Annotated in this window: 22 protein-coding genes and 2 tRNA genes; 13 read left to right on the top strand and 11 right to left on the bottom strand. The window is 70.7% G+C overall.

Annotation, left to right across the window (positions count from 1 at the left end; genetic code table 11):
• Positions 1 to 19: 19 nt before the first annotated feature.
• A complete protein-coding gene (locus IF55_RS07115) occupies positions 20 to 1,156 on the bottom strand; it encodes an acyltransferase family protein (RefSeq protein ID WP_037966825.1) in 1,137 nt (378 codons plus the stop codon).
• A 448-nt stretch (positions 1,157 to 1,604) separates the two neighbouring features.
• On the opposite strand from IF55_RS07115, the gene IF55_RS07110 reads away from it, so the two are divergent.
• Positions 1,605 to 1,799, top strand: coding sequence for a hypothetical protein (locus tag IF55_RS07110; RefSeq protein WP_030890073.1), 195 nt, complete (start codon positions 1,605 to 1,607; stop codon positions 1,797 to 1,799).
• An 18-nt stretch (positions 1,800 to 1,817) separates the two neighbouring features.
• Here the strand turns inward: IF55_RS07110 and IF55_RS07105 are convergent, their stop codons facing one another.
• The gene (locus tag IF55_RS07105; protein ID WP_030890076.1) at positions 1,818 to 2,183 is read right to left on the bottom strand and encodes an arsenate reductase family protein; all 366 of its coding nucleotides are present in this window, start codon (positions 2,181 to 2,183) and stop codon (positions 1,818 to 1,820) included.
• Between the two features lie 201 nt (positions 2,184 to 2,384).
• Positions 2,385 to 2,458, bottom strand: a tRNA-Gly gene (locus tag IF55_RS07100).
• A gap of 183 nt (positions 2,459 to 2,641) precedes the next feature.
• Between IF55_RS07100 and IF55_RS07095 the strand changes: the two genes are divergently transcribed.
• The 5 genes from IF55_RS07095 (at position 2,642) to clpX (ending at position 7,354) form a co-directional block, all read left to right on the top strand.
• Positions 2,642 to 2,718: transfer RNA gene (locus IF55_RS07095), tRNA-Pro, on the top strand.
• 149 nt (positions 2,719 to 2,867) lie between these two features.
• Positions 2,868 to 4,286, top strand: coding sequence for a trigger factor (tig, locus tag IF55_RS07090; RefSeq protein WP_030890079.1), 1,419 nt, complete (start codon positions 2,868 to 2,870; stop codon positions 4,284 to 4,286).
• A 308-nt stretch (positions 4,287 to 4,594) separates the two neighbouring features.
• Complete coding sequence (locus tag IF55_RS07085; RefSeq protein ID WP_030890081.1) at positions 4,595 to 5,212, top strand: ATP-dependent Clp protease proteolytic subunit; 618 nt, start codon at positions 4,595 to 4,597, stop codon at positions 5,210 to 5,212.
• Between the two features lie 48 nt (positions 5,213 to 5,260).
• Positions 5,261 to 5,929 (top strand): ATP-dependent Clp protease proteolytic subunit, encoded by a 669-nt coding sequence (locus IF55_RS07080; RefSeq protein WP_030890083.1) that lies wholly within the window; start codon positions 5,261 to 5,263, stop codon positions 5,927 to 5,929.
• A gap of 138 nt (positions 5,930 to 6,067) precedes the next feature.
• Positions 6,068 to 7,354: an ATP-dependent Clp protease ATP-binding subunit ClpX gene (gene clpX / locus IF55_RS07075; RefSeq protein WP_030890085.1), complete on the top strand. Its 1,287-nt coding sequence runs from the start codon at positions 6,068 to 6,070 to the stop codon at positions 7,352 to 7,354.
• Positions 7,355 to 7,431: 77 nt separating this feature from the next.
• Here the strand turns inward: clpX and IF55_RS07070 are convergent, their stop codons facing one another.
• The 3 genes from IF55_RS07070 to IF55_RS07060 are packed head-to-tail and all read right to left on the bottom strand — an operon-like array spanning position 7,432 to position 10,324.
• Positions 7,432 to 8,352, bottom strand: coding sequence for a hypothetical protein (locus IF55_RS07070; protein WP_030890088.1), 921 nt, complete (start codon positions 8,350 to 8,352; stop codon positions 7,432 to 7,434).
• A gap of 31 nt (positions 8,353 to 8,383) precedes the next feature.
• A complete protein-coding gene (locus tag IF55_RS07065) occupies positions 8,384 to 9,460 on the bottom strand; it encodes a hypothetical protein (protein ID WP_030890091.1) in 1,077 nt (358 codons plus the stop codon).
• Between the two features lie 30 nt (positions 9,461 to 9,490).
• Positions 9,491 to 10,324 (bottom strand): hypothetical protein, encoded by an 834-nt coding sequence (locus IF55_RS07060; protein WP_030890092.1) that lies wholly within the window; start codon positions 10,322 to 10,324, stop codon positions 9,491 to 9,493.
• Between the two features lie 121 nt (positions 10,325 to 10,445).
• Between IF55_RS07060 and IF55_RS07055 the strand changes: the two genes are divergently transcribed.
• Positions 10,446 to 13,079, top strand: coding sequence for a valine--tRNA ligase (locus IF55_RS07055; protein WP_030890095.1), 2,634 nt, complete (start codon positions 10,446 to 10,448; stop codon positions 13,077 to 13,079).
• 129 nt (positions 13,080 to 13,208) lie between these two features.
• Here the strand turns inward: IF55_RS07055 and IF55_RS07050 are convergent, their stop codons facing one another.
• The 5 genes from IF55_RS07050 to IF55_RS07030 form a co-directional block, all read right to left on the bottom strand.
• Positions 13,209 to 14,417 (bottom strand): hypothetical protein, encoded by a 1,209-nt coding sequence (locus IF55_RS07050; protein WP_398242695.1) that lies wholly within the window; start codon positions 14,415 to 14,417, stop codon positions 13,209 to 13,211.
• A gap of 139 nt (positions 14,418 to 14,556) precedes the next feature.
• Complete coding sequence (locus IF55_RS07045) at positions 14,557 to 15,930, bottom strand: XrtP-associated glycosyltransferase (protein WP_030890100.1); 1,374 nt, start codon at positions 15,928 to 15,930, stop codon at positions 14,557 to 14,559.
• Positions 15,931 to 15,972: 42 nt separating this feature from the next.
• Positions 15,973 to 17,211, bottom strand: coding sequence for a non-hydrolyzing UDP-N-acetylglucosamine 2-epimerase (gene wecB, locus IF55_RS07040; RefSeq protein ID WP_048831615.1), 1,239 nt, complete (start codon positions 17,209 to 17,211; stop codon positions 15,973 to 15,975).
• 160 nt (positions 17,212 to 17,371) lie between these two features.
• A complete protein-coding gene (locus IF55_RS07035) occupies positions 17,372 to 18,157 on the bottom strand; it encodes a response regulator transcription factor (RefSeq protein ID WP_078643774.1) in 786 nt (261 codons plus the stop codon).
• The gene (locus IF55_RS07030) at positions 18,154 to 19,320 is read right to left on the bottom strand and encodes a PAS domain-containing sensor histidine kinase (RefSeq protein ID WP_030890109.1); all 1,167 of its coding nucleotides are present in this window, start codon (positions 19,318 to 19,320) and stop codon (positions 18,154 to 18,156) included. The genes IF55_RS07035 and IF55_RS07030 overlap by 4 nt, the downstream gene beginning before the upstream one ends.
• Before the next feature lie 101 nt (positions 19,321 to 19,421).
• Between IF55_RS07030 and IF55_RS07025 the strand changes: the two genes are divergently transcribed.
• The 6 genes from IF55_RS07025 to mreC all read left to right on the top strand — a co-directional run bounded on the left by IF55_RS07025 (position 19,422) and on the right by mreC (position 25,755).
• A complete protein-coding gene (locus IF55_RS07025; protein ID WP_030890113.1) occupies positions 19,422 to 20,876 on the top strand; it encodes a peptidoglycan D,D-transpeptidase FtsI family protein in 1,455 nt (484 codons plus the stop codon).
• A gap of 37 nt (positions 20,877 to 20,913) precedes the next feature.
• On the top strand, positions 20,914 to 22,470 hold the full coding sequence (gene folC / locus IF55_RS07020; protein ID WP_030890116.1) for a bifunctional tetrahydrofolate synthase/dihydrofolate synthase: 1,557 nt from the start codon (positions 20,914 to 20,916) through the stop codon (positions 22,468 to 22,470).
• 1 nt (position 22,471) lies between these two features.
• On the top strand, positions 22,472 to 22,816 hold the full coding sequence (locus IF55_RS07015; protein ID WP_030890119.1) for a DUF4233 domain-containing protein: 345 nt from the start codon (positions 22,472 to 22,474) through the stop codon (positions 22,814 to 22,816).
• Between the two features lie 66 nt (positions 22,817 to 22,882).
• Complete coding sequence (gene ndk / locus IF55_RS07010; RefSeq protein ID WP_030890122.1) at positions 22,883 to 23,296, top strand: nucleoside-diphosphate kinase; 414 nt, start codon at positions 22,883 to 22,885, stop codon at positions 23,294 to 23,296.
• Positions 23,297 to 23,581: 285 nt separating this feature from the next.
• Positions 23,582 to 24,601, top strand: a complete 1,020-nt coding sequence (locus tag IF55_RS07005) for a rod shape-determining protein (RefSeq protein WP_030890125.1) — start codon at positions 23,582 to 23,584, stop codon at positions 24,599 to 24,601.
• Between the two features lie 224 nt (positions 24,602 to 24,825).
• Positions 24,826 to 25,755 (top strand): rod shape-determining protein MreC, encoded by a 930-nt coding sequence (gene mreC, locus IF55_RS07000; RefSeq protein ID WP_030890128.1) that lies wholly within the window; start codon positions 24,826 to 24,828, stop codon positions 25,753 to 25,755.

Raw genomic sequence — 25,755 nt, 5'->3', positions numbered from 1 at the left:
GGCGGTACGGACGTAAGGCTCAGGAGTCGGCGCGGGTACGGGCCCGCGCCGACTCCGCCGCGTCCGAGCGGAACGCCCACGCCATCCGCGGCTCCATGGCGAAGCGGAACACCCTGCGCACCGGGGGCGAGCACAGCACCGTGATCATCGCGATGGCGAGGACCGTCACCACGATCTCGCCCAGCGGGGTGCGCACCCAGGCGTACTCGTCGTACCAGCCCCACCAGCGCGACAGCTTGATCACGAAGCCGTGCAGCAGATACCCGTACAGCGTCCCCGCGCCGAGCGCCGTGAACCAGGTCCGCCGCCGCGGCACCAGGGCCAGGAACGCGGCCGTGAGCACCATGGCGCAGCCGAAGAGGGCCAGTTCCATCACGGGCGCCGTCCACATGGACACGCCCAGGTCCTGTACGGCCGAATTGTGGTAGAACCACGCGCTGTTCATCCGGGGTACGGCCCAATAGGCGAAGGCGACCGCGCAGAGCGCCACCGGCACGGCGGCGATCCGCACCGCCTTGTGCCGGACCAACTGGAAGTGCTCCGGCTTGAGGTGGAGCCCTATCACGAAGAACGGCAGGAACTGCAGCACCCGCTTCATGTCGAAGTCGCTGCCGACGTTCGGGGACATGGCCGCGAGCACCGCGATCACCAGCGACAGCGGCACCGGCCAGCGGATCAGCTTCCAGATCGGCGTGGTGAGCCGCCAGATGAAGAGCGCGGCCAGGAACCAGTTCAGATACCAGGGGTTGGTGAGGCTGATGTCCTCCGGCGGCGAGTCGTCCGCCCAGTGCTGGAACAGCGTGTACGCGACCTCGAAGACGACATACGGCACGGCGACGCCGGTGATGAGCCGCCTGAGCTTGGCCGGGCTGAGATCGAAACTCCGGGAGAAATAGCCGGAGATGAGGATGAAGGCCGGCATATGGAAGGCGTAGACGGTCATATAGAGCGCCATGGCCGCGCGGCCGCCGTGCGTGAGCGGTTCCCACGCGTGGCCCATGGCGACGAGGACTATCGCCAGATACTTCGCGTTGTCGAAGAAGGGGTCGCGCTGCCCGGCCTTGAGGGGCGCGGGCGGCGCGGGGGAGTTCCGCCTTTCGGGCGTCGAGGGCGCCGAGTCCACTGTGCGTACGGGGGGCATGGCCGCGTGGAACATTCGACGCACCCTAGTGGCGAAACCCCGAATGCGTAAAACTTTGTCCAGGGATATTCACCGGGTATTCATCAATTCCCCGCACGGCGGCCGGATCTCGTCCGTCCCGGCGCCTTCGGCGCGGCCCGTCCTCCCCAAAAGGGGCAAAAGATCAGCTTGTTCGGTATCAGGAATATCCCGCTGTGTTCGAGAACGTCATGGTTCGCGGAGCGAAATGATCAGGCCGATCTGAGGCAATGCGCCAGGTCGGCCGAAACCCGCCCCATGGGCCGGCGCCCATACGGCCCATGGGTTCGCGCCATCCGGAGCCGCGACACGCGGATGGCCGACCTTCCGTCACCCGTCTCCAACGGCAGGCAAGTTGGTGGCACCATGGTTGCCGCGGGGGCTGTGCGGGGCAGTATGTCTCCCGGGCCGGCGTGACGGATTCCGACCGAGGGTGTGATCAGTTGTGGCCATTTCGCTATCTGTGGTGCTTCTGTTGGCAATTGTCCTGGTAGTGCTCATGCGTGGGGGCTCCCTCAAGGCCGGGCCGGCGATCGTCGCGATGCTCTTCGGCTTCTTCCTCGCCTCGACGGGCATGGCGCCGTCGATACAGAGGTTCCTCAACTCCATCGCCGAGACCGTCAACGGGATCAAGTTCTGACCTGCCGCCCCGCCGCCCTCACGACCGCCGGGAGAGCACATCCCGTACGGTCTCCGGGTCCCGCGCCACGGCCGCGCTGCCGTCGTCCGCGGTGATGATCGGCCGCTGGATCAGCTTCGGATGCGCGGCCAGCGCCTCGATCCACCGCTCCCGCTCCCCGGCCTCGCGCGGCCAGCCCGCGAGCCCCAGCTCCTTCGCGGCCGCCTCCTGCGTGCGCGTGATCTCCCACGGCTCCAGCCCGAGCCGCTTCAGCACCTCCCGCAGCTCCGCCGCGCTCGGCGGGTCCTCCAGGTAGCGGCGCACGGTGTAATCCGCGCCTTCCTCGTCGAGCAGCCGCACCGCCGAACGGCACTTCGAGCACGCGGGATTGAGCCAGATCTCCATACGACCACCCTAGTCAGCCGCGTCACAGACCCCGGAGAGTGCACGCCGCCCGGCCGCGACGCGCCGCCCCGCCCTTTTCTCGTTGCCGAAAAGCCCGCGCGTAAACCCGCCGCCCCGCCCGTAACCCGCTCCGTAAGGCCGTCTGTATAAAAGACTTCGGCCCGGCCCGCGAAAGCGTCGCGGACCGGGCCGGTCATCGAATGGAGCGGGCGACGGGAATCGAACCCGCGTAGCCAGTTTGGAAGACTGGGGCTCTACCATTGAGCTACGCCCGCGAGCGCCGCCGAAACCCTCCGGGGAGGCCGGTCGCGTCGGACCGTGCGGCACGCAGTGCATCGTAGCGGGTCCGGGGCCCGCCGCGCACACACCCCCGCGCACGGGGCGACTCACCCGCGGACCCCGCACGAATAAGCGGCATCCGGCACCCCCGCGGGCATGTACCCTACGTGTCGCACCGACGGGGTGTGGCGCAGCTTGGTAGCGCGTCCGCTTTGGGAGCGGAAGGTCGTCGGTTCGAATCCGGCCACCCCGACCAGCAAGATCACATTATGGGCGCCCAGGCGCTTGCGGTTACTATGCAAGCTGCGCGTCCGTGTGTCTCTATCCCGGGCGCGATGAGCTGAACCCAGCAGACTCGCTGAACCTCAGCAGAACCCCAGAAGTCAGCCCCAAGGAGACCGAACCGTGAAGAGCGCCGTGGAGACCCTGAACCCGACTCGGGTTCGGCTCACTGTCGAGGTGCCCTTCGAGGAGCTCAAGGACAGCCTCGACGCGGCGTACAAGAAGATCAACCAGCAGGTCACGGTGAAGGGCTTCCGTCAGGGCAAGATCCCGGCCCGCGTCATCGACCAGCGGTTCGGCCGGGGTGCGGTGCTGGAGGAGGCCGTCAACGACGCCCTCCCGAAGTTCTACACCGAGGCGGTCAACGAGGGTGAGCTGAACCCCCTCGGCCAGCCCGAGGTCGACATCACCGAGCTGAAGGACGGCGAGCTGCTGGCCTTCACCGCCGAGGTCGACATCCGCCCGGCCATCGAGATCCCGGACTACTCGGGCATCGAGGTCACCGTCGACGCCGTCGAGGTGTCGGACGAGGACGTCGACAAGTCGGTCGAGCAGCTCCGCGAGCGCTTCGCCACGACCACCCCGGTCGAGCGCGCCGCCGCCGAGGGCGACATCGTCGTGGTCGACCTGGAGGCCAAGGTCGACGGCGAGGTGCTGGAGGACGGCGTCGCGCAGGGCGTCGACTACACCATCGGCTCCGGCCAGCTCCTCGACGGCATCGACGAGGCCGTCACGGGCCTGGAGGCCGGCGGCTCCGCGACCTTCACCTCCGAGCTCAAGGGCGGCAGCGCCGAGGGCAAGGAGGCCGAGGTCAAGGTCGACGTCACCGCCGTCAAGTCCCGCGAACTGCCCGCGCTCGACGACGACTTCGCCCAGCTCGCGAGCGAGTTCGACACGCTGGAGGAGCTGCGCGCCGACAGCCGCAAGCGCCTTGAGCAGATGAAGAAGTACGACCAGGCCACCCAGGCCCAGGAGAAGGTCCTCGACGAGCTGCTCGGCCTCGCCGAGGTGCCGATCCCCGAGAAGCTGCTCGCGGACGAGATCGAGACCCGCAAGCACAACCTCGTGAACCACCAGCTCGGCCAGATGGGCCTCGACCTCGCCAAGTACCTGGAGATCCAGGGCAAGACCGAGGAAGAGTTCGACGCCGAGACCAAGGAGCAGGCCGAGAAGGGCATCAAGACCCAGTTCATCCTGGACGAGCTGGTCAACAAGGAGAAGCTGTCGGTCGGCCAGGAGGAGCTCACCGAGCACCTCATGCGCCGTGCGCAGTCCTCCGGCATGAGCCCCGACCAGTTCGCCCAGGCCGTCGTCGAGGGCGGCCAGGTGCCGATGCTCGTCGGCGAGGTCGCCCGCGGCAAGGCCCTCGCGGTCGTCGTCGAGGCCGCCACGGTCAAGGACAGCAACGGCGAGACCGTCGACCTCGACGATGAGGACGAGACCGCCGAGACGGTCGAGGCCGCCACGGAGACGGTCGAGGACGCCGAGGGCTCCGAGGACGCCGCCGAGGCGAAGTCCGAGGGCGCCAAGTCCGAGGGCTGAGCCCCGCTGGCCCCACAGCTCGTACGTACGGGTCCGGACGTGTTCGCGCGTTCGGGCCCGTACGTATAGGGGCCCCTGCGGAGCGGTGTGCGGTGGGGGCCTTGGGGGCCCTGGAACCTGCGCTCAGAGCGAACAGTTCCTGATGCGGGATGGCCGCCGCCGACCAGCGCGTTAGGGTCCGTAGATACGCGGGCAGGGGAGTCCACGGAAGCGCGGCGCGGAGCATCGAGCGGCCGGCCCGACCCCCGCCCGAGAAGATAGAGACGCTGAGACGGCACGCGGCCGTCGAACAACGAGCAGGTGGATACGTGACGAATCTGATGCCTTCCGCCGCCGCCGGCGAGCCGAGCTTCGGTGGCCTCGGCGACCAGGTCTACAACCGACTGCTCGGGGAACGGATCATCTTCCTCGGCCAGCCGGTCGACGACGACATCGCCAACAAGATCACGGCGCAGCTTCTCCTCCTTGCCGCGGACCCGGACAAGGACATCTTCCTGTACATCAACAGCCCGGGCGGCTCGATCTCGGCCGGCATGGCGATCTACGACACCATGCAGTACATCAAGAACGACGTGGTCACCATCGCGATGGGCCTCGCCGCTTCGATGGGCCAGTTCCTGCTGAGCGCCGGCACCCCGGGCAAGCGGTTCGCGCTGCCCAACGCCGAGATCCTGATCCACCAGCCCTCGGCGGGCCTCGCGGGCTCCGCCTCGGACATCAAGATCCACGCCGAGCGGCTGCTGCACACCAAGAGGCGGATGGCGGAGCTCACCGCCCTGCACACCGGCCAGACCGTCGAGCAGGTCACGCGCGACTCCGACCGTGACCGCTGGTTCTCCGCCGAGGAGGCCAAGGAGTACGGCCTGATCGACGGCGTCTACCAGGCCGCGGCGAACATTCCGGGCGGGGGCGGCACCGGGGCCTGAGCCCAGGACGCCTCGCAGTCGACCTCCAGCCCACCGAACGCCACCAGGATGGTGAACACGCAGATGAACAGCAACCCCGGCAGCGGCCTCTACACCGGCCCCGCGGCGGAGTCCCGCTATATCGTTCCGCGCTTCGTGGAGCGCACCTCGCAGGGCGTGCGCGAGTACGACCCGTACGCCAAGCTCTTCGAGGAGCGGGTGATCTTCCTCGGCGTCCAGATCGACGACGCCTCCGCCAACGACGTCATGGCCCAGCTCCTGTGCCTGGAGTCGATGGACCCGGACCGCGACATCTCGATCTACATCAACTCGCCCGGCGGCTCGTTCACCGCGCTGACCGCCATCTACGACACGATGCAGTTCGTGAAGCCGGACATCCAGACGGTCTGCATGGGCCAGGCGGCGTCCGCCGCGGCCGTGCTGCTCGCCGCGGGCACGCCGGGCAAGCGGATGGCGCTGCCCAACGCCCGTATCCTGATCCACCAGCCGTACAGCGAGACCGGCCGCGGCCAGGTCTCCGACCTGGAGATCGCGGCCAACGAGATCCTGCGGATGCGTTCGCAGCTCGAAGATCTGCTGGCCAAGCACTCGACCACGCCGATCGAGAAGATCCGCGACGACATCGAGCGCGACAAGATCCTCACGGCCGAGGAGTCCCTCGCGTACGGTCTGGTCGACCAGATCGTTTCGACCCGGAAGAGTTCCGTTTCCGTTTGATCGCTGTGCCGCTGGTATCCCCCTTGGACCGAGTCGGTCCAAGGGGGGCCCGCACGGGGGGCCCGGCAAGGTACCGTCGATAGGCAAGCACCCGGGTCCGCAGAACAGGGCGGATCCCAGGCGAAGGGGAAGCACCTCGTGGCACGCATTGGTGACGGCGGCGACCTGCTCAAGTGCTCGTTCTGCGGAAAGAGCCAGAAGCAGGTGAAGAAGCTCATCGCGGGTCCTGGTGTGTACATCTGCGACGAGTGCATCGACCTCTGCAACGAGATCATCGAGGAAGAGCTCGCTGAGACCTCCGAGGTGCGGTGGGAGGAGCTCCCCAAACCGCGCGAGATCTACGAGTTCCTCGAAGGTTACGTCGTCGGTCAGGAGCCGGCGAAGAAGGCACTGTCAGTCGCGGTCTACAACCACTACAAGCGGGTGCAGGCGGGCGAGAACGCGGGCAACCGGGACGACGGCATCGAGCTGTCCAAGTCCAACATCCTGCTGCTCGGCCCCACCGGCTCCGGCAAGACCCTGCTCGCACAGACGCTGGCCCGGATGCTCAACGTCCCGTTCGCGATCGCCGACGCGACCGCGCTCACGGAGGCCGGCTATGTCGGCGAGGACGTCGAGAACATCCTGCTCAAGCTGATCCAGGCCGCCGACTACGACGTCAAGAAGGCCGAGACCGGCATCATCTACATCGACGAGATCGACAAGGTCGCCCGCAAGAGCGAGAACCCGTCGATCACCCGCGATGTCTCCGGCGAGGGCGTCCAGCAGGCCCTGCTGAAGATCCTGGAGGGCACCACCGCCTCCGTTCCGCCGCAGGGCGGCCGCAAGCACCCGCACCAGGAATTCATCCAGATCGACACGACGAACGTGCTCTTCATCGTGGGCGGCGCGTTCGCCGGCCTGGAGAAGATCATCGAGTCGCGGGCGGGCGCCAAGGGCATCGGCTTCGGCGCCACCATCCGCTCGAAGCGCGAGATCGAGGCCAGCGACCAGTTCCAGGAGGTCATGCCGGAGGACCTGGTGAAGTTCGGGATGATCCCGGAGTTCATCGGCCGGCTGCCGGTCATCACCTCCGTGCACAACCTGGACCGCGAGGCGCTGCTGCAGATTCTCGTCGAGCCGCGTAACGCCCTCATCAAGCAGTACCAACGGCTTTTCGAACTCGACGGCGTGGAGCTGGAGTTCGACCGCCCCGCCCTGGAGGCCATCGCCGACCAGGCGATCCTGCGCGGCACCGGCGCGCGCGGGCTGCGCGCCATCATGGAGGAGGTCCTCCAGTCCGTGATGTACGAGGTGCCGTCCCGCAAGGACGTGGCCCGCGTCGTCATCACCGAAGAGGTCGTGCACTCCAATGTGAACCCCACGCTGGTGCCCCGCGAGCCGCGCATGATCGGCAAGGACGAGCGCCACGAGAAGAGCGCGTAGCGCCGCTCGCCGCACCCCAGCCGAAAGGGGCGCCCGGTCCGCGACGGACCGGGCGCCCCTTCGCTGTCGGCGTCCCGTCAGGCGGGCTTGCGGGTGTCCTTGTAGATGCTCGCGACGGTCTTCGCGAACGCGTTGATGTCCACGGAGTCCTCGCTGAGGCTCTTCTGGTCGACCGCCAGGACCATCGCCGCGTCCGACTTCTCCGCCCATACGCAGGCCGGGGCGTAGAGGCCCGAAAGCTTGACGACCTCGCACTCGATGGTCGGGCCGCCCGAGCCGTCCGGCGTGAACTTCTGCCGCTTCTGCGTCACGTTCGCGCCCATGGCCCCGCGCTCGAAGCCCTTGAACATGCCGTCCTTGACCTTCGCGGGGTCGCCGATGCTGCCGTACGCGCCGGAGAACGACAGGAGGGACTGCGGGCTGTCGGCACGCTGGTACTGGCCGAGGACGGAGGTGGCGCCCTTCGGCATGCTGCCCTGCACGCTCTTGCCCTGGGCCTTGAGCCGCTCGGTGTCGGCGTTCAGCGTGTACGTGCCGCCGTCCAGCGTCTGCGGCGTGACGAGCTTCATCGCCTGACCGCCCCCGCTGTCACCGCCGCCCAGCAGGACGGCCGCGGCCACACCGCCGCCGATGACCACCACGGCGCCGATCGCCACCATGGCGATCAGTTTGTTCTTGTTGCGCGCCGGCGGGGGCGGCGGGAACGGCGGCTGCCCGTACTGCGGCTGGCCGTACGGGGCCTGACCGTAAGGGGCCTGGCCGTACGGGGGCTGCTGGCCGAAGGGGGGCTGCTGCCCGTACGGCCCCTGCTGCGGCGGCTGGCCGTAGGGCCCCGGCTGCTGCGGCGGGTAGCCGTAGCCGGGCTGCCCCTGCGGCTGCTGCGGCGGCTGCGCGTAGGGGTTGGGCTGCTGAGGGGGCTGCTGGCCGCCCCCGTACGGATTGGGCTGACCACCCCCGTACGGACCGGGCTGCTGTGGCGGCGGCTGGTTGAAGCTCATCTGATTCCCCCTCGGGGCTGGTGACGACGGCTTAGTTGATCTCGACGCGGGCGTCGGTGCGGATCTTGGCGGCGAGTTCGGCGACCTCGGCGAGCGGCTTGCCTCCGCTCAGGCCGCTCACCTGGTCGGCCAGGATGACCTCGCCGATCGTGCTGGAGTCCGCCCACACGCAGATCGGCAGCGTCACCCTCTTCACGCTTCCGCTCTTGCTGAGTTCGTACGCCTGGCACTTCATGACAGCATCGTCGGCGCCGTTCGGGGTGAACTTCTCGGGGCTGCCCTTCGGCGTGAACTTGAGCTTGACGGAGTCCTTGGTGTTCTTCTCCTCCAGGGAGAAGGTGAAGTCGACGGCGGCCTCCGGGTCGCTGATGCTCCCGTACTGGCCGTTGAAGGACACCTTGTCCGTGGTGCCGCGCTGGTACTCGGCGGCCACCGGGTGGCTCTCGGTCACCCCGGGAATCCGGTTCTTCTGCTCGGCGCGCTGACTCGGCGACATGTCGCTCTCGTCCTTGCCGGCGCCGTCGCGCTGATAGCCGCCGGCGACCGTCACCGGGGTCGTCAGTTTGTACTTCTTGCCCGGGTCCGAGCCGAGTCCCTTGGAGCCCGAGCCGGAGCCGGAGTCGGAAGCCGAGCCGGTCCCGGGGCTGGCGGAGCTGCTGCCCTTGTCCTTGCCCTTCGCCTCGCCGCCGCCCTTGTCACCCTTGTCGTCGCCGCCGTTCAGCAGGACGATGCCGCCGACGATGGCCGCCACCACGACGACCGCGCCGACGGCGAGGGCTATCGCCTTCCCCTTGTTCTTGCCGCCGCCCGGAGGCTGCTGGTAGGGACCGGGCATGCCCGGCTGCCCGTACGGGGGCTGGGGCGGCTGTCCGTACGGATGGGGCTGCTGGGGCCCGCCGTACGGCGGGGGAGGCGGCGGCTGCTGTCCGTACGCGGGCTGCTGCTGCGGGGGAGGCGGCGGGGTGCCGTCCTGCGGCGGGTAGCCGTAACCGGGCTGCTGCGCGTAGGGGTTCGGCTGCTGAGGGGGCTGCTGGCCGCCCCCGTACGGATTGGGCTGCCCACCGCCGTACGGACCGGGCTGCTGCGGTGGCGGCTGGTTGAAGCTCATCTGATTCCCCGTATGGATTGACGCAGGTGGTTATTTGATCTCGGCGCGGGTTTCGGCGCGGACCTTGGCGCTGAGCTCGCCGAAGGTGTCGAGCGGCACCTCGCCGAGCATGGACGCCGTGTGCGAGTGGACCAGGAGGCCCACGGTGCTGTGGTCGGCCCAGACGCAGTTCGGCATGATCGTGCCCTTGCGCCCCGCCGCGATGTCCTTGTCGGACGTGTACGTGACGTTCTGGCACTTCAGGACGGTGTCGTCGTCGAGGCCGGCGGGGGAGAGGCGGGTCGGGCCGCCGGACATCTCCTCCTTCAGGCTCTGGCCCGAGGCGACGCTCTTGGCGGCCGAGGACGCCCGGTAGGCGAAGTAGCGGTCCACCGTCTTCTCGGGGTCCGAGACCTCCCCGTACAGACCGGTGAACTTGAGCCACTTGCTCCCGAGGTTCTTGCCGCCCTGGTAGGTGGCGCCGACGCCCTGCGCCTTCGCCACGCCCAGCTTCTCGAAGGCCGACAGGAACCCGGCCGTGGGTGCGGCGTCGCTGCCCGACTCCTTCTTGAGGTCGCCGACCATCGTCTCCGGCGCCGTCAGCCGGTACCGCTTGCCCGTGTACTCCGCGGCCTCCTTCTCGTCCTTCCCGTCCTTCTTATCCTTCTTGTCCTTTTCTTCGGACTTCTTTCCGCTGTCCGCCGTAGCGCTCGCGGAGGACTCGGCCTCGCCGTCGCCCCCGCTCAGCAGAACGATGCCCCCGACGATCGCCGCGACCACGACGACCGCTCCGGCCACCAGAGCGGCCGTCCTGCCCTTCCCGCCGCCCGTGGGCCGCTGCTCGGCGTCCGGCTGGGCGGACGGATTCGGCTGGTTCTCACTCATCGTTCTTCTCACTTCTTGCACACGACAGATGAACCTCATCCTCCCCGACGGCTTACGCGGGCTTTACCTCGGGGCGGAAACGGGTTCGTAACGGCATACCGGCGGCCCGTAGAATCGACCCGTGACCGATAACACTCAGCAGCGCCCCGACAGCGGGCCGAACAGCACCCCTGAACTGCCGACCCAGTACGCGCCGGCCGAGGTAGAGGGGAAGCTGTACGAGCGCTGGGTAGAACGCGGTTACTTCGAGGCGGACGCGAAGAGCGACAAGCCGCCGTACACGGTCGTGATCCCGCCGCCCAACGTCACCGGCTCCCTCCACCTCGGCCACGCCTTCGAGCACACGCTGATCGACGCCCTCACCCGGCGCAAGCGCATGCAGGGCTTCGAGACGCTGTGGCAGCCCGGCATGGACCACGCCGGCATCGCCACGCAGAACGTCGTGGAGCGCGAGCTGGCCAAGGAGGGCAAGTCCCGGCACGACCTCGGGCGCGAGGCGTTCGTCGAGCGCGTGTGGCAGTGGAAGGACGAGTCCGGCGGCCAGATCTCCGGCCAGATGCGCCGGCTCGGCGACGGCGTCGCCTGGCAGCGCGAGCGCTTCACCATGGACGAGGGGCTGTCCCAGGCCGTCCAGACCATCTTCAAGCGGCTCTACGACGACGAGCTGATCTACCGCGCCGAGCGCATCATCAACTGGTGCCCGCGCTGCCTCACCGCGATCTCCGACATCGAGGTCGAGTACCAGGACGACGACGGCGAGCTGGTCTCCATCCGCTACGGCGAGGGCGAGAACGCCATCGTCGTAGCGACGACCCGCGCCGAGACGATGCTCGGCGACACCGCCGTCGCCGTCCACCCCGACGACGACCGCTACCGCCACCTGGTCGGCACGGAGATCGAGCTGCCGCTCACCGGCCGCCGCATCCCGATCGTCGCCGACGAGCACGTCGACCCGGAGTTCGGCACGGGCGCCGTCAAGGTCACCCCGGCCCACGACCCCAACGACTTCGAGATCGGCCGCCGGCACGGCCTGCCGAACCTCGCCGTCCTCGACGAGCGCGGCGTGATCACCGCCGCCGGGCCCTTCGAGGGCCTGGACCGCTTCGAGGCCCGCAGCGCCATCGTCGGCGCGCTGCGCGCCGAGGGCCGGATCGTCGCCGAGAAGCGCCCGTACACCCACTCGGTGGGCCACTGCTCGCGCTGCAAGACGACGATCGAGCCGCGGCTGTCCATGCAGTGGTGGGTCAAGGTCGGCCCGCTCGCCGAGGCCGCCGGCAAGGCCGTCCGCGACGGCGAGGTGACGATCCACCCCCAGGAGATGGAGTCCCGCTACTTCGGCTGGGTCGACAACCTCCACGACTGGTGCATCTCCCGGCAGCTCTGGTGGGGCCACCGCATCCCGGTCTGGTACGGGCCGAACGGCGAGATGGTGTGCGTCGGCCCCGGCGAGGAGCCGCCGTCCGGCGAGGGCTGGCACCAGGAGACGGACGTCCTGGACACCTGGTTCTCCTCCGGGCTGTGGCCGTTCTCCACGCTCGGGTGGCCCGAGAAGACCGAGAGCGTCGAGAAGTTCTATCCGAACTCCGTCCTGGTCACCGGCTACGACATCCTGTTCTTCTGGGTCGTGCGGATGATGATGTTCGGGCTGTACGCGATGGACGGCACGCCGCCGTTCCGTACGATCGTGCTGCACGGCATGGTCCGCGACGAGCGCGGCAAGAAGATGTCGAAGTCCTTCGGGAACGCGGTCAACCCGCTCGACTGGATGGACGAGTACGGGTCCGACGCCGTCCGCTACACGCTGGCCCGCGGCGCCAACCCCGGCACGGACGTGCCGATCGGCGAGGACTGGGTCCAGGGGTCCCGCAACTTCGCCAACAAGATCTGGAACGCCACGCGCTTCGCGCTCATGAACGGCGCCACCGTCGAGGGCGACCTGCCGCCGGCCGAGGAGCTGTCGGCGCCGGACCGGTGGATCCTCTCCCGGCTGGGCACGGTCGTCGCCGAGGTGGACGCCTCCTACGACGACTACCAGTTCGCGAAGGTCTCGGACTCCCTCTTCCACTTCGCGTGGGACGAGGTCTTCGACTGGTACGTCGAGATGTCCAAGACCACCTTCCAGGCCGGCGGCCCGGCCGCCGAGGTCTCGCGGCGCGTCCTGGGCGAGGTGCTGGACGTCACGCTGCGGCTGCTGCACCCGATCGTGCCGTTCGTCACCGAGGCGCTGTGGACCGCGCTGACCGGGCGCGAGTCCGTCGTCGTCGCCGACTGGCCGGCCGACTCCGGCTTCCGGGACCCGGCGGCCGAGCGCGAGATCGAACTCGTCCAGCAGGTCGTCACGGAGGTCCGGCGGTTCCGCTCCGACCAGGGCCTCCAGCCGGGTCAGAAGGTCCCGGCCCAGTTGGAGCTGGCCGGCACGGCGCTGGTCGCGCACGAGGCCGCGATGCGCTCGCTGCTGCGCCTCCAGCCCGCCGGCGAGGGCTTCACCGCCACCGCCTCGCTCCCGGTCGCGGGCGCCCGCGTGGCCCTGGACCTGTCCGGCACGATCGACGTCGAGGCCGAGCGCAAGCGGCTGACGAAGGACCTCGCGGCCGCCGAGAAGGAAAAGGCCCAGGCCACGGGCAAGCTCGGCAACGAGGCGTTCCTGTCCAAGGCCCCCGACCAGGTCGTCGAGAAGATCCGCACCCGCCTCGCCAAGGCGGAAGCCGACATCGAGCGAATCTCCGCCCAGCTCGCGGGCCTCCCGAAGCCCTGACGCCACCGGCCCCCTGCGGGGGGCTCGCCTGTCCCGGCTCCGTCGGGAACGTCTTATCCGGGGCATCGCCCGCGGCAGCTCGTTCGAGCTGCCGCGGGCTGTTTTTCTGTCCTTGGCTCGGCGGGTGGGTCAGTCGCGGTGGTTGGGGTGGGGGTGGTCGGGGGTCAGGCCAGCTTTCCAGGCGGCTTCGGCGGGGCCCTCGTTCTGGCGGGGGAAGTGGAGGCGGCGGCCGGGGCGCTGACGTTGGCGTTCGCGGACGGGCCAGAGGAGGACGTAGGCGGTGGAGACGGCCACGAAGGCGAGCCGGATCAGACCCTTGGTGGAGTCGTCGTGGACGACGAAGACGCTGCCGTACAGGGTGATCAGGGCCAGCCAGCTCCACCAGGGGACGAGGCGGCGCTGGCCGACGACATCCCAGAGGAGCGTGCCGAGGAGCACGGACGCCGTGTAGTAGGTGTAGACGCTCGGATCGAGGACGATCCGAGCGTTGGCGCCGAGGAGCACGACCGCCGCCCAGCGGCCGCGCCAGACCGCTATGGAGCCGAGGACCAGGCCGAGGGCGGCCTGGGCGGGGCGGTCCCAGCCGGGGGTCTCGGGGTCGCCGACGCCGAGCCACCGCAGGGCGGACGCGGGATGGTTGGGGATGGCGAACTTGGCGGCGGCGAAGGAGTGCGGGTCGACGACGAAGAACGGCAGCCAGGCCACCGCCACCAGGCCCGCGCACCACACGCCGGCCTTCAGCCACTGCCCCTTCGGCAGCGCCAGGAGCAGCGGCAGGAACGCCAGGGCGGTCGGTTTCGAGTCCATGGCCAGGGCCAGGAAGACGCCGGTGGCCACCGCGTTGCCGCGGGTGATGGACCGTACGGCGAGCGCGGTGAAGAACAGCGCGAGCACGTCGTCGAGGTGGCCGAAGCGGACCGAGACCTCGATCCACATGGGGATGAAGGCGAGCCCGGCGATCAGCACGCGCTGGCGCAGCCGCTGGTGGTTGGTGCCGGTCCCCAGGAAGTACGTGGCGGCGCTGCGCCCGGCGAGCACCACGATCACCAGGCCGAGCACCGACATGACGAGCGCGGCGAGGAACTGCCCGGTGTGCTCGGAGAACGGGTTGAACAGCCCGGCCACCAGGAAGCTGATGGGCCCCATCTGGAGCTCGGGGTGGTGCGCGTACAGATTGAGCCCGCCGTCGCCGCCGCCGGACGCGCCCTGGTAGATCAGCTCGCCGCCGGCTCGCAGATAGTGCCAGGAGAAGCCGCCGTTCGGCTCCACGACGGCGAACCACAGGGCGGCCCACCCGGTGAGCAGCATCAAGTGCATCCGCTGACTGATTGCCGGCACGCTCAACTCCTGTATCCCCGCCGGCGGCTTCTCCCGGCGCAAAGCCCGCCGTAGAAGATGCCACAGCCGGCTCATAGGTTGCCCGGGGGGCCAGCCGCCCCGGCTTCCGACCGGTGGCACTCGGCGGGGATACAGCCTCTCAGCTCTCCACGGCCACCGGGCCGCCCGCGAGCGTCCGTTCCGCGTTGCGGCGGGTCTTCGCCCAGCCGTTGCGGCCGCGGAGCATACGGACGAAGGCCCGCGCGGACGCGGGGAAGAGATGGTACGCGTACAGCCACAGAGCCAGCCCCCATACCAGGGAGACCAGCAGGGAGCGGCCCGGCGCGCGGTCCCGGCGGTAGACGGGGCCCCACAGGACGAAGGGGAGGACGGAGACCGCGGCCAGCCCGATCAGGAGCGGCCAGAGCGCGAGGACGCGGCCCAGGACCGTACCCGCGCCGTCGTCCGCGGCGGCGAGGCCGAGGTGGGCGAGCAACACGGCGCTGAGCACCAGGGTGGCGAGGTGGGCCACCGGCTGGAAGAAGGTGTAGAGCGTCTCCAGCACGCCCCGGCCGCCGTAGTGCCGGGAGGAGACGATGCGCGGCGCGTAGCGCACGCACTGGAGGTTGCCCTGGGCCCAGCGGGTGCGCTGGGTGAGGTGGCGGCGGGCGAGCGGCAGCCCTTCCTGGGAGACCCAGGTCGCGGCGATGTGGGTGACGCGGTAGCCGCCCAGGATCATGTGCAGGCCCAGTTCATAGTCCTCCAGCAGCGCGCCGCGCTGCCAGGGCCGGCGCTCGGCCTGGGCGATCCGGTCGAGCGCGGTCAACCGGGTGAACTGGCCGTTTCCGCCGAGGCCGACGGAGCCGGTGCGGGTGCGCAGCAACTGCATGCCCGCGTTGGAGACGGAGAACTCCATGTCCTGCATGCGCACCAGCAGCCGGGCGGCGGCGTTGCGGGCCCGGCCGCGGCCGGGCAGCGGCTGCCGCTCCTCGACGTTCCGCATCCGGACGCTGACCTGCACGCCGCCGATCTCGGGGTCGCCGAGGCCGGACGGGCCGCTGACGCGGTCGAGGGCGCGCGGGTCGAGCCGGCCGTCGGCGTCGACGACGCACACCACGACGCGGTCGCGGGGCGGGCCCGCGATGTCGGAGAGGTAGAGGTTCAGCTCGTCGTAGGCGGCGTTGAGGGCCGCGCCCTTGCCCTTGCGGGCGTCGGGGCGGCGGCGCCGTACGAGGTGGACGCGGGCGTCCTCGGCGGCGGCCTCCTCGACGATCGCGCCGGTGGCGTCGTCGCTGTCGTCGTCGATGACCCATACGTGCGCCCGCGGGAAGTCGGCGCGGAGCCGGGCGACGGTGGTGCCGACGACGGTCTCCTCGTCCCGGCAGGGGACGAAGAAGTGCCAGTCGAAGGCGGTGGCGTCACCGCTCTCGGCGGCGGGCCTGCGCAGGTAGGAGTAGCGCGCGCCCGCCCAGTACAGCAGGAAGCACAGGAGCAGGAGGAAGGGGAAGCAGAGCAGCAGGGTGTGGGTCGGCACGGGGGCGGTCTCCAGGGGTGGTCTCCGGGGCGGGTCCCCGGGTCAGGCCGCGGTGGTGAGCGGGGCGGCGGGCGGTTCGGCCGCGGTGGTCGTGGCCTCGGCGGACGCGGCGGGCCTGGCGGTCTCGGCGGGCTCGGCGGCCGCGGCGATCTCGGCGAGCAGCGCCGCGATCCGTTCGGAGGCGCGGCCGTCGCCGAACGGGCTGGGCAGCGCGGCCAGCCGGCGCAGCCCGTACGGGCCCTCGGCGAGGCGGCGGCGGGCGAGGACGCCGAGGCGCGGGCCGGGCTCGACGAGGTCGGCGAAGTCGGCCATGGCCTCGGGCCGCTCGGTGGAGCGGCGCACCACGATCAGCGGGCGGCCGAGGACGGTGCACTCCTCCTGGATGCCGCCCGAGTCGGAGACCAGCAGCGCGGCGTGCCGGGCGAGGGCCAGGAACTCGCCGTAGCCCAGCGGGCGGCACACGGTCAGCCCGGCGAGCAGGTGCTCCAGGCCGGCGGCCGCGATACGGGCGCGGGTGCGGGGGTGGAGCGGCAGCACGACGGGGGTCCGCTCGGCGAGGGCGGCCAGCTCGGCGAGGAGGGCGCGCAGGGCGGCGGGGGAGTCGGTGTTCTCGGGGCGGTGGACGGTCGCGAGGACGTAGCCGTCGGCGCCGAGCCCGTGGCGTACGAGCAGGTCGGCGCGGTCGGCGGCGGAGGGGAGCTGGCCGCGTACGGCCTCGACGACGGTGTTGCCGGTGACGGTGATCCGGTGGTCGGCGATGCCCTCGGCGAGCAGGTTGCGGCGGTTCTCGGCGGTGGCCGCGCACAGCACGTCGGCGAGGCGGTCGATGACGACGCGGTTGTGCTCCTCGGGCATGGCGCGGTCGTGGCTGCGCAGCCCGGCCTCGACGTGCAGGAGCGGGATGCCGTGGGCGTTGGCGGCGAGCGCCCCGGAGAGGGCGGCGTTGGTGTCGCCCTGCACGACGACGGCGAGCGGGGGGTGCTCGGCGAAGACCTCGTCGAGCTGGGCGAGGGCGGCGGAGAGCTGACCGGCGCGGGTGCGGCCGCCGACGCCGGTCAGATAGGTCGGCTCGGGCAGGCCCAGCTCGGTGAGGAAGCGGCCGGAGAGCTCGTCGTCGTAGTGCTGGCCGGTGTGCACGAGGTGCGCGGCGGGGCCGAGGAGACGGACGAGGTCGGTGAGTTTTACCAGCTCGGGGCGGGTGCCGAGGACGACGGCGACGGAGCGCGGGGGGAGGGCGGCGGTCGCGGGGGCGGCGGCGGGGACGGGCGCGGGGAGGGACACGGGGGCTCCAGGAGCTGGCAGGCGGCTACAGCACGCGAGTGTGCGGTCCGTCGGTTGCCCGTCCGGGTGGTGTTCCGTTGTCCTTTGGTTGCTGTTGTCCGAAAAGCGGGAATGGGGGACTTTCGGCCCGTGCGGCTCAGGGACCAGCGTCCCCCTGGCTCTAGCCGGTCGGCCCCGCCTCCCCGTCCCGGCCGGTCGGCCCCGCCTCCCCGCCCCGGCCAGTCGGTCCCGCCTCCTCTTCCCGGCCGGCGGGCCCCGCCTCCTCGGGCGCCCGGTAGCGGTACCCCATGCCGCGTACGGACTCCAGCGGATCGGCGACCTCGTCCCCGGCGGCCTGCCGCAGCTTGCGGCGCACCCGCAGCACCGCGAACTTCACCCGCTCCGCGCCCACCCCCTCCGGGTCGCCCCACACCCGGGCCAGCAACTGCTCGGTGGTCACCACCCGGCCCCGGTTGCGGACGAGGGTCTGGAGCAGCCGGTACTCGATGCCGCTCAGCCGCACCTCGTGCCCCTGCCAGAGGGCCGAGCGCCGCTCGGGCACCAGATGGAGCCCCGGCGCCCCGTCGGCCACCGCCCACTGGGCCGGTCCCGCCCGCCGCAGCAGCGCCTCGACGCGCGCCAGGAACTCCTCGTTCCCGAACGGCTTGGGCAGGTAGTCGTCCGCCCCGGCCCGCAGCCCGCGCACCCGGTCCGACTCCGCGCCGCGCGCCGTGAGCAGCAGGACGGGCAGGTCGGCCATGTCGCGGGTGCGCTCCAGGACCTGCCAGCCGTCGAGCCGCGGCAGATTGATGTCGAGCACCATCAGCGCGGGCCGGTCGGCGAAGAGCCGGCGCAGCCCCTCCCGCCCGTCCCCGGCGTGCACCACCTCGTATCCGGAGCGGGTGAGCAGCACGCGCAGCGCGAGCGCGAGGTCGGGGTCGTCCTCGACGACGAGTACGCGCGTCACGACGGGTCCCGGGCGGCGTCGGAGGCCGGCAGCGGCAGCCGGAGGCGGAAGACCGCGCCGTGGCCCGAAGCGCCCTCGCCCGCCGCCGCGGAGGCCACGCCGATGGTCCCGCCGTGCAACTGGACCGTGTCGCGGCTGACCGCGAGGCCGAGCCCCGTGCCGGGGTAGCGGTCGTCGAGCGCGTTGGGGGCCCGTACGAAGCCCTGGAAGATCTCCTCCTCGAACCCCTCGGGGACGCCGATGCCGGTGTCGGCGACCTCGATCTCCCAGTGCTCCTCGCGCGGCGCGGCGCTCACCGCGACATCTCCGCCGCGCGGGGTGAACTTCACGGCGTTCTCCAGGAGGTTGCCCACCACCTGCTGGAGCCGGTGCTCGTCCCCGCGCAGCGGCGGCCCGGGCGCGCAGTCCAGGGTGAGGAAGACCCCGGCCTCGGCCGCCGCGGGCATGTGGTCCCGTACGGCGTGCTCCAGCATCCGGCCGACGCGCACCTCGCCGTACTCCAGCTCCAACTGGGCCGAACGGGTGGTGGTGGCCGCCAGCAGGTCGCTGATCACGCCCCGTATCCGCTCGGCGTTGCGGTGGATGGCGTCCAGGAACATCCGCTGGTCGGCGCCGAGGTTCCCGGCCGACGGGTCCGTCAGCAGCTCGCAGAAGCTGATGATGGAGGACAGCGGGGTGCGCAGCTCGTGCGAGGCGGAGGCCATGAACTGGTTGCGCCGCCGGGCCAGCTCGGTGAGCGCCCGGTTGTCCCGTTCCAGGTCGCGTTCGGCGCGCTTGTGCTCGGTGATGTCCCGGGCGGTCCACAGGGAGCCGAGGAGCTGACCGCGCAGCCGCAGCGGCTCGACGGTCCGCAGGATGGTCCGGCCGTCGGCGAGCGGGATCTCGGCGGACCGGTGCACGCGGAACGTGCCGGTGGCTCCACTGGCCACGGCGGCGCCCACGGTCCAGTGCGGCGGGTCGGCGTACTGGGCCAGCACGGACTCGACGATGGGCGCCAGCGGGGCGCCGGGGGCGGTGTCGATCCCGGCCAGCCCGAATATGTCGACGAACCGCTGGTTGACCGCGACGACCGTGCTGCCGAGCCCCTGGAAGACCGCCGCTTCCGGCAGGGCCTCCATGACCGCCTGAAGCCGGTCCCGGTCCCCTGACGCCACGACGCTCACCCGCCTCCGCTTTCTCACCCGTCTCTCATGGACGCGCGGAACCAATGATCCCGGAATAGGAGTTTTCAGGGTGTCCGTACGTGAAGGAGTTGCGCCATCCGATGAACAAGCCAGTGCGGCGCACCGCCGTGTTCTCCCTGTTCCTCGTCTTCTGCCTGCTCGTGTGGGTCACCTGGGTGCAGGCGGCCCGGGCGGGCAGCCTGGACGACAATCCGCACAACGAGCGGCTGTCCATCGCCAAGTACGCGCATCCGCTCGGCGACATCGTCGTCGGCGGTGACCCGGTCACCGGCTCCGCCGCCACCGACGGCGACCTCAAGTACAAGCGCACCTACCGGGACGGGCCGCTCTACGCCCCGGTGACGGGCTACTCCTCCCAGATCTACGGCGCCACCCAACTGGAGGCCCTGGACCAGTCCGTGCTCGACGGCTCGGACCCCCGGCTGAAGAACCCCGGCCAGGCGCTGCTGCGCGAGTCCCCGAAGCCCGGAGATGTGATCACCACCATCGACCCGGCCGTGCAGAAGGCCGCCTACCGGGCCCTGGGCGACAAGACCGGCGCCGCCGTCGCCCTCGACCCCGCCACCGGCAAGATCCTCGGCATGGCCAGCACCCCCTCGTACGACCCGAGCACGTTCGCGGGGATGTCCGCGGCCGATCAGAAGGCGTGGGAGAAGCTCCAGAAGGACCCCGCGCAGCCGATGGTCAACCGCGCGCTGCGCCAGCCGCTCGCCCCCGGCTCGACCTTCAAGCTGGTAGTGGCCGCGGCGGCGCTGGAGAACGGCCTCTACTCCTCCATCGACGAGAAGACGAAGACGCCCGACCCCTATCTGCTGCCGGGCACCCACGCCTATGTGCACAACGAGAGCGCCGCGGACCCCTGCGAGAACGCCAGCCTCCGCCAGGCCCTCCAGTACTCGTGCAACACCGTCTTCGCGAACATCGCGGTCCACCTCGGCGAGCACCGGCTGAGCGAGCAGGCGGAGAGGTTCGGGTTCAACGACAAGAAGATCGACGTTCCGACGCGGGCCTACCAGAGCGTCTTCCCCTCGGGGATGAACGCGGCCCAGACCGGCCTCTCCGGCTTCGGCCAGTTCGATGTCACCGCCACGCCGCTCCAGATGGCGATGGTCACCTCCGCGATCGCGAACGACGGCAAACTGATGTCCCCCTACGTGGTGGACCGCACCACCGACGGCAGCTCCGGCGCGCTGGACATCACCGAGCCCCGTACGTACAAGGACGGCCGGGTGATGTCCGCGGACACCGCCCACCAGCTCCAGTCCGCGATGCGGACGGTCGTGGAGAAGGGCACCGGGAGCAACGCGAAGATCGACGGGCTGACGGTGGGCGGCAAGACCGGCACCGCGCAGCACGGCGTGGACAACAGCGGCAAGCCGTACGCCTGGTTCGTCTCGTACGCCCAGGACGGCCACGGCAAGCAGGTCGCGGTCGCCGTCATGGTCCAGTCCAGCGACGCGGAGCGGGCCGAGGTCTCCGGCAACGGCCAGGCCGCGCCCGTGGCGAAGGCCATGATGCGCGCCGCCCTGGGCTGACTGCTATCACCACCGCCTCCTCCGTAGACTGGGCGGCGTGAGTGAGCGCCCCCGAAACGACGACGCCCCCAGCGACGAGCCCGACCCGTTCGACGCGGCCGGTGAGACCGGGCCGGTCGATGAGTTCGACGAGATCACGGCCGCGGAGACCGGCCGCGACCCCGACCTGGCCGTGATCGAGGCGGGCAGCCGGACCCTGCGCGCCCAGTCGGGGCCGCCGCAGGGCGACGGCGTGCCCGCCCGGCCGGCCGACCCCGAGGTGGACCGGGCGCTGCGCGAGGTGGAGGCGGAGCTGGCGGGCCGCTGGGGCGAGACGAAACTCGACCCGTCGCTGGTGCGCATCGAGGCGCTGATGGACATCCTGGGGCAGCCGCAGCGCGCCTACCCCTCGATCCACATCACCGGCACCAACGGCAAGACCAGCACCGCCCGCATGATCGAGGCGCTGCTCGGCGGCTTCGACCTGCGTACGGGCCGCTACACGAGCCCGCACGTCCAGTCGGTCACCGAGCGGATCAGCCTGGACGGCGCGCCGATCGCGCCCGAGCGGTTCGTGGAGACGTTCCGCGACATCGAGCCGTACATCCAGATGACCGACGACCGGCAGGGCTTCCGCCTCTCCTTCTTCGAGGTGCTCACCGCCATGGCGTACGCGGCGTTCGCGGACGCCCCGGTGGACGTCGCCGTCGTCGAGGTCGGCATGGGCGGCACCTGGGACGCGACCAACGTCGTCGACGGGTCGGTCGCCGTGGTCACCCCCATCTCCCTCGACCACACCGACCGGCTCGGCTCGACGCCCGGCGAGATCGCCGGGGAGAAGGCCGGAATCGTCAAGAAGGACGCCACGGTCGTGCTCGCCCAGCAGCCGGTGGACGCCGCCCAGGTGCTGCTCAAGCGCGCCGTCGAGGTGGACGCCACGGTGGCCCGCGAAGGCATGGAGTTCGGCGTGGTCTCCCGCGAGGTCGCGGTCGGCGGGCAGCTCCTGACGCTGCGCGGGCTCGGCGGCGAGTACCCGGACATCTTCCTGCCGCTGTACGGGGCGCACCAGGCGCACAACGCGGCGGTGGCGCTCGCGGCCGTGGAGGCGTTCTTCGGGATCGGCTCGGAGCACGCCCGTACGCTCGACATCGACGTGATCCGGGCGGCCTTCGCCGCGGTCGTCTCGCCCGGCCGGCTGGAGGTCGTGCGGCGCAGCCCGTCCGTGGTGCTGGACGCGGCCCACAACCCGGGCGGCGCGCGGGCCGCGGCCGAGGCGGTCACCGAGGCGTTCGGCTTCAGCCGGCTGATCGGGGTCGTCGGGGCGAGCGAGGGCAAGGACGTACGGGGCCTGCTGGAGGCTTTCGAGCCGATTTTCACCGAGGTCGTGGTGACGCGGAACTCCAGCCACCGCGCGATGGACGCGGACGAGCTGGCGGGCGTCGCGGTCGAGGTGTTCGGCCCGGACCGGGTGCAGGTCGAGCCGCGTCTGGACGACGCGCTGGAGGCGGCGATCACCCTGGCCGAGGAGGAGGGCGAGTTCTCCGGCGCCGGGGTGCTGGTGACGGGTTCCGTGATCACGGTAGGCGAGGCGCGGATGCTGCTGGGGAGGGGCTGACATGCGTACGTTGTGCGCGTCCACCCTGATCGGTGAATTCTTCGTGATCGGCTTCGCCGGGCTGGTCGCCATGCAGACGAGCGACCTCTCGGCGGGCACGGTCTGGGCGGTCAGCGGCACCGCGATGGTGCTCAGCGTGCTGCTGTGCGGGATGCTGAGCCGCCCCGGCGGCGTACAGCTCGGCTGGCTGCTCCAGATCGGGCTGGTCGCCAGCGGGTTCGTGGTGCCGATGATGTTCATCCTGGGCGCGGCCTTCGGGGCGCTGTGGTGGGCGTCGGTCCACTTCGGCCGGAAGGTGGACGCGGCGAAGGCCCGCTTCGCGGCGGCCTCGCCTGACGCTGCGTGAAACCAGGGCTCCTTCCCCCTGTAGCCTCGGAACACTCTTGTCATACGCACCGAAGGAGCCCGTCCCGTGAGCCAGCGCACCCTCGTCCTCCTCAAGCCCGACGCGGTCGCGCGCGGGCTCGTCGGCGAGATCATCGGCCGTATCGAGCGCAAGGCGGGCTGGACGATCCGCGCGCTGGAGCTGCGGACCCTGGACCGGGCGATCCTGGAGCAGCACTACGCCGAGCACGTGGGCCGCGAGTTCTACGAGCCGCTGCTGGCCTTCATGTCCTCCGGCCCGGTGGCGGCGCTGATCGTCGAGGGCGAGCGGGTCATCGAGGGGATGCGGACGCTGGCCGGGCCGACGGACCCGATCAAGGCTCAGGGCGGTTCGATCCGCGGCGACTTCGGGACCATCACGCGGGAGAATTTGATCCACGCCTCGGACTCGGAGCAGTCCGCGGAGCGCGAAATCAAGATTTTCTTTCCGGCCGCCGCCTGACGTCTAGTCAGCTCCGCACCTTTCTGACCAGGGGCGACCGATACTCGTCGGTCGCCCAGGGGTCCTTTCCGCGGCGAACGGCGGAACCCGTCACCCCGACACGGCGTCCCCATTACGGGGGCAGGCTCATATTCCGCTGACAATGGCGGAGGAACCCTCGCACCGCGTTCGAGCGCGCGAGACTACGATGGAAGCTCCCGCGCCCCCTGGCGCACCACAACCTGCCGCCCTCAAGTAAGCATCGCTCCAGCTGGGAAGGCCAGACGTATCCTCATGGGGAACAACATGTCGTTCATCGGCCGTGACATGGCTGTCGACCTCGGGACCGCCAACACGCTGGTGTACGTCAGAGGCCGCGGCATCGTCCTCAACGAGCCGTCGGTCGTCGCCATCAACACCAACACCGGCGGCATCCTGGCGGTCGGCGCCGAGGCCAAGAAGATGATCGGCCGGACCCCCGGCAACATCGTGGCCGTGCGCCCGCTCAAGGACGGCGTGATCGCGGACTTCGAGATCACCGAGCGGATGCTCCGCTACTTCATCCTCAAGATCCACAAGCGTCGGTGGATGGCCCGCCCCCGCGTCGTGGTCTGCGTGCCCTCCGGCATCACCGGCGTCGAGCGCCGCGCCGTCATCGAGGCCTCCACCCAGGCCGGCGCCCGCCAGGTGCACATCATCGAGGAGCCGATGGCCGCCGCGATCGGCTCCGGCCTCCCCGTCCACGAGGCCACCGGCAACATGGTCGTCGACATCGGCGGCGGCACCACCGAGGTCGCCGTCATCTCGCTCGGCGGAATCGTCACGGCGCAGTCCATCCGCGTCGCCGGCGACGAGCTGGACAACGCGATCATCCAGCACATCAAGAAGGAGTACAGCCTCCTCCTCGGCGAGCGCACCGCCGAGAGCATCAAGATCACCATCGGCTCGGCGTACGACCTCGACAAGGACGAGCACACCGAGATCCGCGGCCGCGACCTCGTCTCCGGCCTCCCCAAGACCGTGGTGATCTCCGCCGCCGAGGTCCGCAAGGCCATCGAGGAGCCCGTCAACTCCATCGTCGACGCGGTCAAGACCACCCTCGACAAGTGCCCCCCGGAGCTGTCCGGCGACGTCATGGACCGCGGCATCGTCCTCACCGGAGGCGGCGCCCTGCTCCGCGGCCTCGACGAGCGGCTGCGCCGCGAGACCGGCATGCCGATCCACATCGCCGAGGACCCGCTGGACTCCGTCGCCCTCGGCTCCGGCAAGTGCGTCGAGGAGTTCGAGGCGCTCCAGCAGGTGCTGGACGCCCAGCCCCGCAGATGACCGATGACCGCCGGCACGGCCCCCGCCCGTCCGGGCCCGCACCCGGCCAGGCGGGGCACACCGGCACGGTCGACGACCATCCGCGCGGCGGATCGTTGATATACAGGCACCAGGGCCACCGCGCCCCCTGATCGACCCTGATCCCCAGGACAGGTCCTAACGCTCCCGATGACCGGTCCGGGCCCGCAGCCGACCGGCCCGACGAGAAGGGCACGCCGCCGCACGTGAGGGACACACGAGAGAGCCGGCTGCTACTGGTGCTGCTGGTCGCCATCGCGTTCGCGCTGATCACGATGGACATCCGCGGCGGCGAGCAGTCCCCGCTCGACGGCGCGCGCCAGGCCGCCGCATCCGCCTTCGGCCCCGTCGAACGCGGCGTCGCCGCCGCCGTCGACCCCGTCGGCGACGCCGTCGCCGCCGTCCGCGACTCCGGCGGCCGGCACAGCCGGATCAGCGAACTGGAGCGCGAGAACACCGCCCTGCGGCAGAAGCTCGGCAGCGACGACCGCAACCGAGGCCGCGCCCGCGAACTCGACAAGCTCCTCAAGACCGCCGGCGCCGGCCAGTACGGCATCAAGGGCGCCCAGGTCATCGCCATAGGAGCCGCCCAGGGCTTCTCCTGGACCGTCACCATCGACGCCGGCGCCGACGACGGCCTGGCGCGCGACATGACCGTCATAAACGGCGACGGACTCGTCGGCCGCGTCACCACCGTCTCGCCCACCACCGCCACCGTGCTGCTCGCCGGCGACCCCAAGTTCACGGTCGGCACCCGGATGGAGAAGACCGGCGAGATCGGCTTCGCGGGCGGCCAGGGCGAGGGCGCCCTCAAGGTCGAACTCCTCAACGGCAAGGCCCCCGTGAAGAAGGGCGACCGCCTCGTCACCTTCGGCTCCAGCAAGGACAAGCCCTTCGTCCCCGGCGTCCCGGTCGGCGAGGTGGTCCGCGTCGACCCCTCGCACGGCGACCTGACCCGCACCCTCCAGGTCCGGCCGTTCGTCGGCTTCACCAAGCTCGACATCGTCGGCGTCGTCGTCCAGCCGCCGCGCGAGGACCCGCGGGACACCGTGCTGCCCCCGAAGTCCACCCCCAAGCCCACGCCGACGGTGACGGTCACCGCCAAACCCACCGCGGGCGCCACCCCCAGGAGCTGA

Source organism: Streptomyces varsoviensis, assembly GCF_000718635.1.
GTDB classification, from domain to species: domain Bacteria; phylum Actinomycetota; class Actinomycetes; order Streptomycetales; family Streptomycetaceae; genus Streptomyces; species Streptomyces varsoviensis.
Note: the sequence above shows the minus strand (reverse complement) of the source record. Positions and strands in the feature narration are given on the sequence as shown.